Here is a 13,363-nt window from a genome sequence, read left to right on the forward strand (position 1 = left end):
TTGCGGCGCATCAAAGCAACGGCGTCCGGCGCCGTCAACGGGGTGCGGGAGCTGTCGGCGGTGTGCGCGGTGACCGAGGGGCGCGCGCCGGTGGCCGCACGCCCCTGCCGCGGTCCGCGGGTCCCCGCGACCCCGGGACTTGGCAGCCGCCGGTGCGAGGAGCAGGCTGGAGGTATGTCCGGCACTCCGCCGATCGTCGTGCACCGGATCTCCCCCACGGGAGGCCGCCGGGTGACCGTGCGCGGGCGGATCATGGGACTGGCCCACTCCGACGACGAGGTGCGCGAGCTGGTCCGCCGGGCCGGCGGCCCCGAACCGGTGCGGCTGGAGGACCCGACCTGGGTGGAGTGGACGGGCGGCCGCCCCCACCAGTACGACCCCCTGGAGCTGCTGCCCTGAGCGGCCGGGGGCCCGCGGTCCAGCCGTACGGTCGGCGGGCCGGACGAGGGCCCCGGCGCCATGGCGCCGGGGCCCTCGTCCGCGGAACCGGCCGCGGTGGCGACACTCCCCCGAGTGTGGCTGTCCCACGCCGAGCACCAGCGCGCCGGGTCCGACGCATCATCCAAACAGCCGTCACCAACGGATCGCTAACATAAGGCCAACGCATCGCAGAGAGCGTGAGGACAGGGGGAGGCCGCGAGACGACCGGGAGGAACGGGACATGCGCTTCAACCTCCTCGGCGTGCCCGCGGTCCGCGACGCCACCGGGCGCCTGGACCATCCCGGCAGCCCCAAACTCCGCGCCCTGCTCGTCGCCCTGCTGCTGCGGCCCAACCGGGTCGTCCCGGTCCGGGAACTCCAGGCCGCGCTGTGGGGTGCCGAGCCGCCCGCCTCGGCACGCGCCTCCCTGCACAACCACGTCGCCAGGCTCAGGCGCCTCCTCGGTGAGCAGGGCGGACTGCGCACGGTCGCCCAGGGGTACGTGCTGCGGGTGGAGCCGGGCGAGCTGGACACGGAGGTCTTCCAGGAGCGTGCCGCGACCGCCCGTGCGGCCTACACCCGCGCCGTCCGGGGCACCGGCGACTGGGCGTCCGTCGCCGAGGCGGCCTCGGCGGCCCTGGCGCTGTGGCGCGGGAGCCCGCTGGAGGGCGTCCACGGCCCGGGGGAGCAGCCGCCCCCGCTGGTGCACCGGCTCCGGGAGGTGCGGCTGGAGCTCCTCCAGTGGCGCTACGACGCCGAGCTGGAGCTCGGGGGGCACGACGGCCTCGTGCCCGAACTGTCCGTGCTGGCGGACGAGTTCCCGCTGCGGGAGGCGTTCCACCGTCAGCTGATGCTGGTGCTGCACCGCACCGGCCGCCAGGCGGAGGCGCTGGACGCCTACCGCACCCTGCGCCGGACCCTGGTCGAGCAGCTGGGCGTCGACCCCGGCCCCGCCGTCCGGCAGGCGCACGCCGAGGTGCTCCGGGGCGGCTCCGGCGCGCCCGCGGCGCTGCCCGAGGGCCCGCGCGCCGGGTGCCCCGGCCCGCCGCCCGCCGTGCTCGCGGACCCGCCGCCCCGGCGCCCGCCCCCGCCGGACCACAGGTTCGCCGACGGAGCCTGAAACATTTCCCCCTCCCCGGCGCATCGACGGGGTGGAAGCGGCAGAGGACGGCGGAGCCAGGGGAGCGGGGGCGCAGCGATGCGAGCGGCACGTGTCGAGGAGTACCGGGTGTTCGCGGCGGACCGCGCCACGCACCTCTACCGTTCCGCCTGCCTGCTGACCAGCGGGGACACCCATCTCGCCGAGGACCTGGTCCAGGAGACGCTGGGCCGGATGTACGTCCTGTGGGGCAGGTCCTCGCGCATCGACAATCCCGCCGCCTATGCGCAGACGGTGCTCGTCCGCGCCTTCCTCACCCACCGGCGGCGGCGGTCCGCCACCGAGCGCCCGGTCGGCGAGCTGCCCGAGGCGCCCCGGGCCCCCGACGACGACCCCGAGCTGCGTCTCGCCCTGCTGGGCGCGCTCGGACGGCTGTCGCCGAAGGACCGCGCGGTCGTCGTGCTGCGGTACTGGGAGGACCGCAGCGTCGAGGAGACCGCGGCGGCCATGAACGTCAGCTCGGCCGCCGTGCGCACCAGGACGGTGCGGGCGCTGGCCAAGCTCCGCGAACACCTGGGCGGCGGCAGCCTGGTGGAGTTCGCAGCCGGCTGAGGGGCCCGGCACCGGCCCGGGACCTCCCGGGCGCCGCAGAGACCTCGTTTCGTACCGGACGATCAGAGAGTGTGGTTCCGTATGCCGTTCGCACCCAGGGAAGAAGAGCGAGGCGCCCCCACCGGGGACTTCGAGCAGGAACTCGGGGCCGTGCTGCGCCGCACGGGCGGGACGCTCGGCCCCTCCGACCGCGCCGTGCTGGTGGAGGGCGGGCTCGCCCGCGGCCGCCGCAGGGTGGTGCTGCGCCGGGTGGCCACCGGTGGGACCGTGCTGGCCCTCGCGGCCGCCGGACTCGTGGGCGGGTACGCGGGCGGGCTGCTCGGAGGGAGCGGCGGGGAGCGGGGCCGCGTGGCCGCGGAGAATCCGGTGCCGCTCCCCTCGCAGGACGGCGCGGTCTCCGCCCGGCGCATGGTCGACACCCTCACGGCGCTGCTGCCCGAGGGCGAGGTGACGCGGCAGAGCGGCCGCGGCAGCGGCTCCGGCCCCGGGGGCTCCGCGCCGACGGCCTCCGTGGTGCACGACGACGGCCGCGGCGCCGCGCTGATCCAGGTGGGCCTCGGCCGGACCGGGCTGGCGGACGGGACCGCCGAGCAGCTGCTGACCTGCCCGGCCAAGGCGTACACGGCCGTCGACGACTGCCGCGAGAGCACCCTCGGCAACGGCTCCCGCGCCATGGTCGTCGAGGGGTACGTGTACGGCCGCGACCGGGGCGCCCGGCAGTGGCGCGCCACGGTGGTGACGCCCTCGGGCGCGGTGATCGACGTCAGCGAGTACAACGCGCCCGAGGAGAAGGGCGCCGAGGCCACCCGCGAGGACCCCCCGCTCTCCTCCGAGGCGCTGCTCGCCCTCGCCTCGGACCCCTCCTGGCTGCCCGTCGCCGCGGACTACCTGGCCGATCTCGCCGACCAGGGGCCTCCGCCGGACGCCGGGGAGGAGCCCCGGCCGCCCGCCGGGCCGTCCGCCGGGGAGGTGCTGACCACGCTCAAGGGCCTGCTGCCCGAGGGCGCGGCGGTCGTCGAGGAGGGCGGTGACAGCGGGTTCGGCTTCGTGGTCGTCGACGACGGCCGGGGCGGCAGCCTGGTGCAGATCAACGTGCAGTCGGGCATGGAGGACCTGCGCGGGCACCTCTCCGACGGGGAGACCCTGCCCGACGGCACGCTGGTGAGCGAGCGGCAGGAGGAGGACCCCGACCAGAAGGGCGGCCGGGGCGCCGTCGGCTGGACGGTCGACACACTGCGCCCGGACGGCTTCCGGGTGGTCGTCATGGCCTTCAACGCCCCGGGCCAGGGGCAGGACTCGGTCCGGCCGACGCCCGCCCTGACGATGGAGCAGCTGCGCGCCCTCGCGCTCGACCCGGCCTGGCACGCGCTGGGCTGAGGCGACCGGGCCCGGGGGCGCAGTCCGCCCGGGGCCGGGGCCGGGGCCCGTCCGGCGCCGCGGCTCACTTGGCGTCCGCGTAGCACTCCACCGCGGCGAGCGTGAACGGGAAGCGCACGGGGGTGTCGCCGAAGGCCAGCCGCCCGGCGACGGCCCCCGCCTCCCGGATGGCCACCGCCACCGCCTCCGCCTCCTCCGCCGGGCAGTGCACCACCACCTCGTCGTGCTGGAAGAACACCAGTTCGGCCCGCATCGCCGCAGTGGCCTGCCGCAGCGCCGCGAGCATCAGCAGCGCCCAGTCCGCGGCGCTGCCCTGCACCACGAAGTTGCGGGTGAACCGGCCCCAGGCGCGGGCATCCGCCCCGCCGGCCCGCTCGGCGCCCTCCGGGTCCCCCTGCGGCAGGCCCGCCTCGCCGGACTCCTCCGCCCCCGGGGCCCGCGGGCTGGTCCGCCCCAGCCAGGTGCGCACCAGGCGGCCCTCCTCGCCCGCCCGCGCCGCCTCGTCCACCACGGCCACCGCCCGGGGGAAGCGGCGCCGCAGGGCCGCCAGGTTCCGCAGGCCGTCGCCCGAGGTCTGGCCGTAGACCGCGCCGAGCAGGGCCAGCTTGGCGTGCTCCCGGTCGCCGGAGAACGCCCGGTCGGACAGCGCGGTGTAGAGGTCGCCCTCGTGGCCCGCCACCTCCATCAGGCCCGGATCACGGGAGATCGCGGCCAGCACCCGCGGTTCCATCTGGTCGGCGTCCGCGACCACCAGCCGCCAGCCCTCGTCCGCGACCACGGCCCGCCGGATCACCCTGGGGATCTGGAGGGCGCCCCCTCCGTTGGTGGTCCACCGCCCGGACACGGTGCCGCCGGGCACGTACTCGGGACGGAAGCGGCCCTCGTGCACCCAGTCCTGGAGCCAGCTCCAGCCGTGCGCCGTCCAGATGCGGTAGAGCTTCTTGTAGCGCAGCAGCGGCTCCACGGCGGGGTGGTCGATGCCCTCCAGCTCCCAGCGGCGCGTGGAGCGCACCCGGATGCCGGCCCCCGCGAAGGCCCGGACCACCTCCGCGGGCAGGTCGGGGCGCACCCGGCTGCCGAAGGCCCGCGACACCTCCTCGGCCAGCTCCGCGAGGCGCCGCGGCTCGCCGCCGCCCGGGTACCGCTCGCCGAGCAGTTCGTGGAGGAGCAAGCGGTGCACGTCCGCCCGCCAGGGGAGGCCCGCGCGGTGCATCTCGGCGGCCACCAGCGTCCCGGCGGACTCGGCGGCGGTCAGCAGCCGCATCCGGTCGGGAAGGGCCGTCGCCTCGTGCCGCTGCTGCTGCCCGGCGTAGACCTCCAGCAGCGCCTCCAGCGGCATACCGGCGCGCTGCGGCTCGAAGAGCGGCGACTGCGCCGAGGGGCCGGACCCGGGCGGCGGGAGGTCGGGCGGTACGGGCGCGTCGTGCAGCCTCGCCCACGCGGCCGCCGCCGACCGGGGCTCGCCGTGGCGGCCCTCGTGCCCCAGCAGCAGCCGCTCCGCGGCCTCGACGTCGTAGCAGCGCTCCACGCGGACCCCGGCGGCGAGCAGCCGGGGGGCCACCTCCGCGGTCGAGCGCCACACCCAGCGGCGCACCTGCGGGCGGGAACGGACCGCCGCCACCAGGTCGGGCTCGTCGACCGCGGGGCCGCTGGGCAGGTGGTCGCGGCCGAGGGGGACGAGGCGCGCCCCGTCCCCCTCGGCCGCCGCCAGAGCCCAGCGCTCGTCCACGGGTGCGAGTCTGGCATCCGGCTCGGACAGCGCCCGTGCGGCGCGTCCGGGACCGGGGCCGCCCGCCGGCCCGGCGGACGGCCCGCCGCGCACGGGCCGACGCTCCCCTCGCGGGGCGGCCGCAGGCTCCCCGCGCGTCTCCCGGGCCCTCCGGCGGGCCCCGGGCCGCCCGCGCGGCGTCCCCGCCGTCCCGGTTCCGGGAGTTTTCCCCGGTCGGTGTCCCCGGACCGCTGCCGCGCGGCGCAAGCTCCCCGTACGCTCTGATCCCAAGCGGACGGCCCCGCCGCCCGGCGGGCGTGTCCGCCCTGCGCGGGGCACACTGGGGATCGAGGCGCGTGCACGTGACCGGGAGGCCGAAACAGTGAACGGGGGCAGCCGCAAACGACGCCTGACGCAGCGCCTCTCCGCGAGGACCGCCGCGATGCAGTCCTCCGGTGTCCGCGGCCTCCGCTTCCGGCGCGGGCGCGGGCACCAGCCCTCCGACGGCTTCACCACCCGCAGCCGCCTGGCCTGGCTCAACTCCGCGAGCACCCGGATCGGCACCACGCTCGACCTGGAGCGCACGGCCCAGGAGCTGGCCGAGTTCACCGTCCCCCGGTTCGCCGACGGGGCGGCCGTCGACGTGCTGGAGCGGGTGCTCCAGGGCGAGGAGGGCTCCCGCTGGACCGGGGTCGGCATCCCGGAGAGCCGGGCGATGGCGGTCTGCGCCATCGACGAACTGGCCCTGCTGGAACCCACCCCCGTCGGGGACACCAACACCATCGGCGAGTCGGTGCACGAGACGCTGCTCCACCGCTACTGCCTGCGCCAGGGCAAACCGGTGCTGCTCTCCCGGATCGCCGACGAGGACTACCTCCGCATCGCCCCCACCGCCAGCGCCGCCGCGAAGATGCGGGACGCCGGGGTGCACAGCTACCTCGCCGTACCGCTGATCGCCCGGGGCGTGCTGCTGGGCACCGCCGACTTCGTCCGTGCCGGAGGCACCCCGCCGTTCTCCACCACCGATCTGGCGCTCGCCGAGCAACTCGCCTCCCGGGCGGCCGTGTTCATGGACAACGCCCGGATGTACGGGCGCGAGCGGGAGCATGTGGTCTCCCTCCAGCGCAGCCTGCTTCCCCGGGCCACCCCCCTCACCCCCGGGCTGAGGGTCCGCGCCGAGTACGCACCGGCCGCCGCGGCACGGGGCGTCGGCGGCGACTGGTACGACGTGATGGCGCTGCCCGGGGGCCGTACCGCGCTGATGGTGGGCGACGTGATGGGCCACGGGCTGCCCGCCGCGGCCACCATGGGGCGGCTGCGCGCGGTCGGCCGGACCCTGATGACCCTCGACATGGCCCCCGAGCGGGTGCTCGCCAGGCTGGACCTGGCCACCCGCGACCTGGAGGACGAGCAGGTCGCCACGTGCCTGTGCGCCGTCTACGACCCTGCGGACTCCACCTACACCTTCGCCAGCGCAGGGCACCTCCCGCCGCTGCTGCTCGACGGCCGCGGCGGGGCCGACCTCCTCGACGTCCCCGTCGGCGCGCCGCTGGGCGCCGGGGTCATCCCGTACGACCCGCTGCGGGTCGTGGTGCGCGAGGGGGCCCGTCTCGCGCTGTACACCGACGGCCTGGTCAAGAACCGCACCGACGACATCGACGTCCAGCTGGAGGGGCTGCGCGGCCGGGCGAAGTCCATGGAGCCGGAGCGGATGGAGGGCGGCGGGCTGCTCGCGGAACCGCCGGGTGCCCGGCGCATCGACGAGGCGGTGCTGCTGGTCGCCGGGAGCACCGGCGGCCCGGACGAGGACCTGCGGGTGTGGCCGCTCCCCCGGGAGGGCAACGTCGCCTCCGTCGCCCGCGGCCTGGTCACCGGGCAGCTCGCCGACTGGGGGCTCGCGGAGCTGGCGGACGTCAGCGAGCTGGTCGTCAGCGAACTCGTCGGCAACGCCCTGCGCTACGGCAACGGCCCCGGTCAGCTGAGGCTCCTCCGCGGCGAACGGCTCACCATCGAGGTCTCGGACACCGGCCCGGACCTCCCGCAGATCCAGCACGCCGACGTCAGCGACGAGGGCGGCCGGGGCCTCCAGCTGATCAACATGCTCTGCCGGCGCTGGGGTTCGTGCCGCACGGTGGGCGGCAAGGTCGTCTGGGCGGAGCAGAACGTCGCACCGTGACCCCGCCCCGGCCGGCGGCTGCCGCTTCCCGGCCCGGCCCGCGCGGGGCCCCCGGGGCCGCAGCGTGACACCATCCCGTGTGTGGGCACGGTGAACACGGTCGAGAAGGCACTGGCGGCGGCGCTGTACGCGGAGGGCGACGCCTCCCTCGACGCGGCCGCCTCCCTGCTCGCCGCCGACCCCGGGGCCGACGCGGAGCTGCGGCGGCGCGGCGAGGAGCTGCTGCGCCGCGCCTGGGAGCGCGGCTGGCAGCCCGCGGACGTCGCCCGGCTGGTCCGGCGGGACCTCGGGGAGGTGCACCACCGGCTGCTCGCGGAGCTGGTCGCGGCGGAGTCCGCGCACTACGGGCCGCGGCTGCCGCACCGCTGGGAGGCCCAGCTGCGGGACCTCGCCGGGGAGGTCCCGCCGCAGCGCGGCGACCGCTTCGGCCGTGCCACGGCGGTCCTGGAGCTGTACCGGCTGCTGGCCCGGCTGCCGCGCATCGAGGCCGTCGCCCCGCCGCCCGGCGCCGGGCCCCGGGCCGCACCGGCTCCCGGCCGCGAGGGCACCGGCCGGGAGCCGCGGATGCTCACCCGTGTCCGCGCCCTGCTGGCCAAGGCGGAGGCCACCGGCTACCCGCAGGAGGCGGAGGCGCTCACGGCCAAGGCCCAGGAGCTGATGGCCCGCCACAGCATCGACGAGGCGGTCCTCGCGCAGGGTGCGCCCGCCGCGCACACGCCGTCGGCGCGCCGCATCGGCGTGGACGCGCCCTACGAGACGGCCAAGGCGGTGCTGCTGGACGTGGTCTCCTCCGCCAACCGCTGCAAGGCCGTGTGGAACGGCCCCTTCGGCTTCTCCACGGTGGTGGGCTTCGAGGGGGACCTGGAGGCGGTGGAGCTGCTCTACACCTCCCTGCTGGTGCAGGGGACCAGGGCGATGACGGCCGCCGAGTCCGCCCAGCGGGCCGGGGGGCGCAAGCGCACCAGGACCTTCCGGCAGTCGTTCTGGACGGCGTACGCCTCCCGCATCGGCGAGCACCTGGCCGCCGTGGCCGAGGAGGCCGTCCCCGGGGAGCTGCTGCCGGTGCTGGCCACCCGCGACCTGGCCGTGGCCGACCGGACCCGGCGGATGTTCCCCGAGACGCGCACCGCTCGGGTGCGGTCGGCGACGGACGCCGCCGGATGGCGCGACGGCACCTCCGCCGCCGACCGTGCGCACCGCGCCTCCCCCGGGCGGCCCCTGCCCGGGCGCCGGGCCTGACCGCTCGGCGGCCCGGCCGGGGCCGGTCCGCACCGCTCAGGCGTCGGTGCGCAGGACCACCTCCAGGGTGCGCGGCCCGTGGACGCCCTCCACCCGCTCCAGTTCGATGTCGGAGGTGGCGGAAGGTCCGCTGACCAGCGTCGTCGGCCGCCCGGGTACGAGCAGGGCGAGCGCCTCGGGCACTCCCGCCGCGACGGTCGAGAGGTCGACCACCAGGACGTGGACGTCGGGGACGAGGGACAGCGCGCGGCGGCCCTGGCCGGGGGAACCGTCGAGGAGGACCGTACCGGTCTCGGCGCAGCCCGCGGCGGAGGCCGTGACCACGGCGTCGAGGCCGTCGAGCATCCGGGGGGAGACCGCCTGCGAGTCGACCAGGACCTCCCCGCCGAAGCGCTCCAGCCACGCCCGGTCCAGTCCTGGCGGTACCCCGACGCGCCGCGCCCCGTGGGCGTCCAGGGCCCCGGCCACGGCCTCGGCGGTGGCCGCGGCGGTGCAGACCCGGACGCCCGCCCGGTAGTCGGCCAGCCGCCCGGTGAACAGCGCCAGCCGCTCGTCGTCCGGCAGCGTGCGGCCCGTGCGGTAGGCGCGGGGGACGGGCTGCCGCCTGGGGGGCGCCAGCTCCAGGGCGTCCCGGATGCGCCCGAGCACCGCCTCCCGCGCCGTCGGCCCGGTCACCGCTCCTCCTCGCGCCGGTCGTGCCCGTGCGCCGGGTCGCCCCCGCCCGGCCCGTCGTGCCCGTGCGCCGGGCCGCCCCCGCCCGGACGGTCGTGCCCGTGCGCCGGGCCGCCCCCGCCCGGCCCGCCGTGTGCCGCGCGGCGGCGCTCGCCCTCGTGTGCCGCGGCGCGCATCGCCGCGGCACCCTCCGGCGAGGCGAACCACGACCGGAAGGCCTCCTGCGCGGGGACGGGCGCGTCCCGGGCCTCCGTCCAGCCGGCGAGCGGCGGGGGGAGCCGGGTGATCCGCCCGTCCCGCCTCGCCGCGGCGCGGGCGAGGCGGGCGGCGGTCCGCTGGGCGGCCGTGTAGAGCCGGGGCCGCCGCATGACGGCCCCGGCGGCCCGCATCGCGAGCGCCTCCGGGGTGCGCCCCGCCTCCTCCGTGTGGCGGCGGCGCAGGTCGACCAGCATCGCGGGGAGGTCGATCCGGACCGGACAGGCGTCCAGGCAGGCCCCGCAGAGCGTCGAGGCGTAGGGGAGGGTGCGGTTCGGATCGTCCCCGGTGGCGTGCATCCCGGCCAGGTACGGGCTCAGCACCGCCCCGATCGGCCCCGGGTAGGTGGAGCCGTAGGCGTGGCCGCCCACCCGCTCGTACACCGGGCAGACGTTGAGGCATGCGGAGCAGCGGATGCAGCCGAGCGCTCCCCGGCCGAGCGGGTCGGCGAGCGCCGCGGTGCGGCCGTTGTCGAGGAGGACCAGATGGACCTCCCGGGGCCCGTCGCCCGGGGTGACCCCGGTCCACAGGGAGGTGTAGGGGTTCATCCGCTCGCCCGTGGCGGACCGGGGCAGCAGTTGCAGGAAGACCTCCAGGTCCCGGTGGAGCGGGACCACCTTCTCGATGCCCATGACGGTGATCAGCGTCCGCGGCAGGGTCAGGCACATCCGGCCGTTGCCCTCCGACTCCACCACGCACAGGGTGCCCGTCTCCGCGATGCCGAAGTTGGCTCCGGAGACGGCGACGGGCACCGTGAGGAACCTCTCGCGCAGATGCGCCCGTGCCGCGGCGGCGAGTTCCGCCGGGTCGGATCCCAGCCGGGGGCCGGCATCCGGGATGCCGTCGCGGAGGATCCCGCGGATCTCCTCCCGGTTGCGGTGGATCGCGGGGACCAGGATGTGGGAAGGGCGGTCGCCGGCGAGCTGGACGATCAGCTCGGCCAGGTCCGTCTCGTGGGCGGTGATGCCCTGCCGTGCCAGGTGCTCGTTGAGCCCGATCTCCTGGGTGGCCATGGACTTGACCTTGACGACCTCCTCGGAGCCCGTCTCCCGGACCAGGCGGGTGACGATCGCGTTGGCCTCCGCCGCGTCGCGGGCCCAGTGCACGGTGCCGCCGCGCTCGGTGAACGCGGCCTCCAGCTGCAGCAGCAGTTCGGGCAGGCGGTCCAGGGCCTCGGACTTGAGCGCGGCGCCCGCGTCGCGCAGCTGCTCCCAGTCGGGCAGTTCCCCGGTGGCGGCCAGCCGCCTGGCGCGGATGGTGCCGGTCGCGCGGCGCAGATTGCCCCGCAGGGTGCCGTCGGCGAGGGCCGCGCGGGCCGCCCGGGGGAAGGGCGTGTCGCCGCGCAGGCGGCCGGTGCCCGGTGGAGCGTGCGGGGGCGGGGCGGGTGTCCCGGGGAGGGGACGCTCCGGCGGGTCGTCCCCGGACCCGGCGGCGCCGGGGCGGTCGGGACGGGTCATCGGGCGGCCTCCTCGGTCAGGGGGTGGGGCGCGTCGCGGGTGGCGGCGAGGATCTGCGCGAGGTGGAGGGTCCTCGGGCCGGACCGCAGGCGGGAGAAGCCCCCGCCGAGGTGCATCAGGCAGGAGGAGTCCGCCGCGGTGCAGACCTCCGCGCCGGTCGAGGCGATGCGGTGCAGGGTGTCCTGGAGCATCGCGGTGGAGGTCGCGGCGTTCTTCAGGGCGAAGGTGCCGCCGAAGCCGCAGCAGGAGTCCTCCCGGGGCGGCCGGAGGAGTTCGATGCCCTCGACGGACCGCAGCAGCGCCAGCGACCTGTCGGCCGACCGGAGCATCCGCAGGGAGTGGCAGGTGGGGTGGTAGGCGACGCGGTGCGGGAACCAGGCGCCCACGTCGGTGGTGCCCAGGACGTCGACGAGCAGCTCGCTGAGTTCGTAGGTCTTGGCGGCCACCTCCTTAACCGCGGCGGCCAGGCGAGGGTCGCCGTACCGTGCGGCGACCTGGGCGTGCTGGTGGCGGACGCAGCCCGTGCACGAGGCGGAAGGCAGGACCACCGCTTCCACGGCGGGGTCCCGGAAGAGCCCGGCGAACTCCCGCACGAGGGGCAGGGCGGTGCGCTGGTAGCCGGTGTTGACGTGCATCTGGCCGCAGCAGGTCTGCTCCGGCGGGAACACCACCTCGTGGCCCAGCCGGGCGAGGAGCAGGGCGGTGGCCCGTGCGGCCTCGGGGAAGAAGGTGTCCGCGAGGCAGGTCGCGAAGAGTCCGACACGCACGGCGGTCAGGCCGGGCCGGCGGCGACGCAGAACTCGTTGCCCTCGGGATCGGCCATGACGACATGGTGCCCGTCGAAGGTCTCCAGGACGGTGCCGCCCGCCGCGGCCAGCCGCCCGGCCTCGTCCCGGATGCGGGCCCAGCGCTCGTCGGCGGTGCCGTGGCCGGGGAGGCGGATGTCCAGGTGCAGCCTGTTCTTGGCGCTCTTCGGCTCGGGGACCTCCAGCAGGCTGAGCCGGGGGCCGCTGCCCTCGGGGTCGCACAGCCAGGCACCGCCGAGCCCGTCCTCCTCGTCCTCCCCGAACTGGGCCAGCCATTCCTCCCGTGTGGCGAAGGGCGGCGGTGGGGGCTCGTCGACGTAACCCAGCGCGGTGCGCCAGAAGGCGGCCAGCCGTTCGGCGTCCGCGCAGTCCAGCGTGAGATCCAGTCGGGATGCCATGGAGGGACGGTACTCCTCGCCGCCGACAGCGTCCCGGGACGCGGCCGGACCTGGTGGCGCGGCGGGACGCCGCGGGCGGGGGCGGGCGGGGGCGGCAGGCGGGCCCGGGCGGGCGGCGGTGCCGGGGCTCAGGGGGTGGGCAGCGCCGTGGGCAGGCCCTCGGGGAGCGAACCGCCCTCGCTCCTGCGCAGGGTGTCCTCCGTGCCGCCGTCCCAGGCGACCACCAGGGTGGTGCCGTCCCCGGGCCGGATGGTCCCCGAGGTCCGGTCGGTGCTGCCGTCCGAGCAGGTCAGTGCCAGCTTCCAGGGGCCGGCGCCGGTGACGTCGCCCGTGCAGGCGCGGCCCTCGGCCAGCAGGGCCGCCTTCCCCCGGGTGAGGGAGAGCACGACGGGCTTGGCGTCGGTCAGTCCGGCCCAGGTGCCCTCGATGCCCCCGGCGGCGCCGTCCGCCCCGCCGTCCTGGACGCCGGTCGGGTCGGGCGAGGCGGTGGCGGCGGGCGTCGTGGGGGCCCCGTCCTTGTCCTCGCCGTCCGCCGCCTCGTCGCCGCTGCCGCAGCCGCCCAGGACGAGGGCCGCGAGGGCGGCCGCGGTGGCGGCCGCCGTGCGAAGAGCGGTGGTGCGCATGGAGGTTCCCCCTGGGTGGTGTCGGAGAGACCGCGCAAAGCTACCAGGGCCCCGCGGCTGCTTCCGGAGCCCTCGCCGGATCTCCACAACCGGGCCGCGGGCGGGGGAGGCGAGGGGAGCCTGCCGTGGGCCGGGGCGTGCCGTGTAACCGGGGGAACACCCCCTGTGCACGTGCATCGACCCGTGCATTGGCTTCTGCACATGGCATATGAACGCGGCTATGATCCGGCGTAGTTGACACCTGCACCTTGTACCCCGGGAGCGACTTGTGCACCACGTGTACAGCGGCATGGCGGCCACGGAGCTTCAGGGGGTCGTCTGGCAGAAGAGCAGACACAGCAACTCCCAGGGCTCCTGCGTCGAGTTCGCCAAGCTGCCCGGCGGCGATGTGGCGATGCGCAACTCGCGGCACCCCGAAGGTCCCGCGCTCGTGTACACGACGGCGGAGATAGAGGCGCTGCTCCTGGGGGCCAAGGACGGCGAGTTCGACCACCTGGTGGCCTGAGCCTCCCGGGTGCCCG

General features: G+C 76.8%; 13 protein-coding genes. 7 read left to right on the forward strand and 6 right to left on the reverse strand.

The window, feature by feature from the left end:
• Positions 1-174 precede the first annotated feature (174 nt).
• The 4 genes from ACGF15_RS21530 (at position 175) to ACGF15_RS21545 (ending at position 3,508) form a co-directional block, all read left to right on the forward strand.
• A complete protein-coding gene (locus ACGF15_RS21530) occupies positions 175-399 on the forward strand; it encodes a hypothetical protein (protein WP_256526561.1) in 225 nt (74 codons plus the stop codon).
• Between the two features lie 262 nt (positions 400-661).
• Positions 662-1,540, forward strand: coding sequence for a BTAD domain-containing putative transcriptional regulator (locus ACGF15_RS21535; RefSeq protein WP_392801085.1), 879 nt, complete (start codon positions 662-664; stop codon positions 1,538-1,540).
• Between the two features lie 78 nt (positions 1,541-1,618).
• Complete coding sequence (locus ACGF15_RS21540; protein ID WP_345614333.1) at positions 1,619-2,131, forward strand: SigE family RNA polymerase sigma factor; 513 nt, start codon at positions 1,619-1,621, stop codon at positions 2,129-2,131.
• 81 nt (positions 2,132-2,212) lie between these two features.
• Positions 2,213-3,508, forward strand: coding sequence for a hypothetical protein (locus ACGF15_RS21545; protein WP_392801088.1), 1,296 nt, complete (start codon positions 2,213-2,215; stop codon positions 3,506-3,508).
• A gap of 64 nt (positions 3,509-3,572) precedes the next feature.
• On the opposite strand, the gene ACGF15_RS21550 is transcribed toward ACGF15_RS21545, so the two are convergent.
• Positions 3,573-5,237: a bifunctional 3'-5' exonuclease/DNA polymerase gene (locus tag ACGF15_RS21550; protein ID WP_392801091.1), complete on the reverse strand. Its 1,665-nt coding sequence runs from the start codon at positions 5,235-5,237 to the stop codon at positions 3,573-3,575.
• A gap of 421 nt (positions 5,238-5,658) precedes the next feature.
• On the opposite strand from ACGF15_RS21550, the gene ACGF15_RS21555 reads away from it, so the two are divergent.
• Positions 5,659-7,392, forward strand: coding sequence for a SpoIIE family protein phosphatase (locus ACGF15_RS21555; protein WP_345614330.1), 1,734 nt, complete (start codon positions 5,659-5,661; stop codon positions 7,390-7,392).
• 81 nt (positions 7,393-7,473) lie between these two features.
• A complete protein-coding gene (locus ACGF15_RS21560; RefSeq protein WP_345614329.1) occupies positions 7,474-8,631 on the forward strand; it encodes a DUF2786 domain-containing protein in 1,158 nt (385 codons plus the stop codon).
• Positions 8,632-8,667: 36 nt separating this feature from the next.
• On the opposite strand, the gene ACGF15_RS21565 is transcribed toward ACGF15_RS21560, so the two are convergent.
• From ACGF15_RS21565 to ACGF15_RS21585, 5 genes are all read right to left on the reverse strand, one after another.
• Positions 8,668-9,306: an LUD domain-containing protein gene (locus tag ACGF15_RS21565; RefSeq protein WP_345614328.1), complete on the reverse strand. Its 639-nt coding sequence runs from the start codon at positions 9,304-9,306 to the stop codon at positions 8,668-8,670.
• Positions 9,303-11,015: a lactate utilization protein B gene (locus tag ACGF15_RS21570; RefSeq protein ID WP_392801096.1), complete on the reverse strand. Its 1,713-nt coding sequence runs from the start codon at positions 11,013-11,015 to the stop codon at positions 9,303-9,305. The genes ACGF15_RS21565 and ACGF15_RS21570 overlap by 4 nt, the downstream gene beginning before the upstream one ends.
• A complete protein-coding gene (locus tag ACGF15_RS21575; RefSeq protein WP_392801099.1) occupies positions 11,012-11,782 on the reverse strand; it encodes a (Fe-S)-binding protein in 771 nt (256 codons plus the stop codon). The genes ACGF15_RS21570 and ACGF15_RS21575 overlap by 4 nt, the downstream gene beginning before the upstream one ends.
• Positions 11,783-11,787: 5 nt before the next feature.
• A complete protein-coding gene (locus tag ACGF15_RS21580) occupies positions 11,788-12,219 on the reverse strand; it encodes a VOC family protein (protein ID WP_345614325.1) in 432 nt (143 codons plus the stop codon).
• A 128-nt stretch (positions 12,220-12,347) separates the two neighbouring features.
• The gene (locus ACGF15_RS21585) at positions 12,348-12,842 is read right to left on the reverse strand and encodes a hypothetical protein (protein ID WP_362607817.1); all 495 of its coding nucleotides are present in this window, start codon (positions 12,840-12,842) and stop codon (positions 12,348-12,350) included.
• A gap of 268 nt (positions 12,843-13,110) precedes the next feature.
• Between ACGF15_RS21585 and ACGF15_RS21590 the strand changes: the two genes are divergently transcribed.
• Positions 13,111-13,347, forward strand: a complete 237-nt coding sequence (locus ACGF15_RS21590; RefSeq protein WP_256526574.1) for a DUF397 domain-containing protein — start codon at positions 13,111-13,113, stop codon at positions 13,345-13,347.
• The last annotated feature ends 16 nt before the right edge of the window (positions 13,348-13,363 follow it).

This window comes from Streptomyces sp. NPDC048001 (assembly GCF_043203115.1).
Lineage (GTDB): Bacteria > Actinomycetota > Actinomycetes > Streptomycetales > Streptomycetaceae > Streptomyces > Streptomyces sanyensis.

Excerpts from the sequence above, each read along its gene's own strand:
- ACGF15_RS21570 (WP_392801096.1), bottom strand. The coding sequence starts at position 11,015 with ATGACCCGTCCCGACCGCCCCGGCGCCGCCGGGTCCGGGGACGACCCG.
- ACGF15_RS21545 (WP_392801088.1), top strand. The coding sequence starts at position 2,213 with ATGCCGTTCGCACCCAGGGAAGAAGAGCGAGGCGCCCCCACCGGGGAC.
- ACGF15_RS21535 (WP_392801085.1), top strand. The coding sequence starts at position 662 with ATGCGCTTCAACCTCCTCGGCGTGCCCGCGGTCCGCGACGCCACCGGG.
- ACGF15_RS21540 (WP_345614333.1), top strand. The coding sequence starts at position 1,619 with ATGCGAGCGGCACGTGTCGAGGAGTACCGGGTGTTCGCGGCGGACCGC.
- ACGF15_RS21585 (WP_362607817.1), bottom strand. The coding sequence starts at position 12,842 with ATGCGCACCACCGCTCTTCGCACGGCGGCCGCCACCGCGGCCGCCCTC.
- ACGF15_RS21555 (WP_345614330.1), top strand. The coding sequence starts at position 5,659 with ATGCAGTCCTCCGGTGTCCGCGGCCTCCGCTTCCGGCGCGGGCGCGGG.
- ACGF15_RS21580 (WP_345614325.1), bottom strand. The coding sequence starts at position 12,219 with ATGGCATCCCGACTGGATCTCACGCTGGACTGCGCGGACGCCGAACGG.
- ACGF15_RS21530 (WP_256526561.1), top strand. The coding sequence starts at position 175 with ATGTCCGGCACTCCGCCGATCGTCGTGCACCGGATCTCCCCCACGGGA.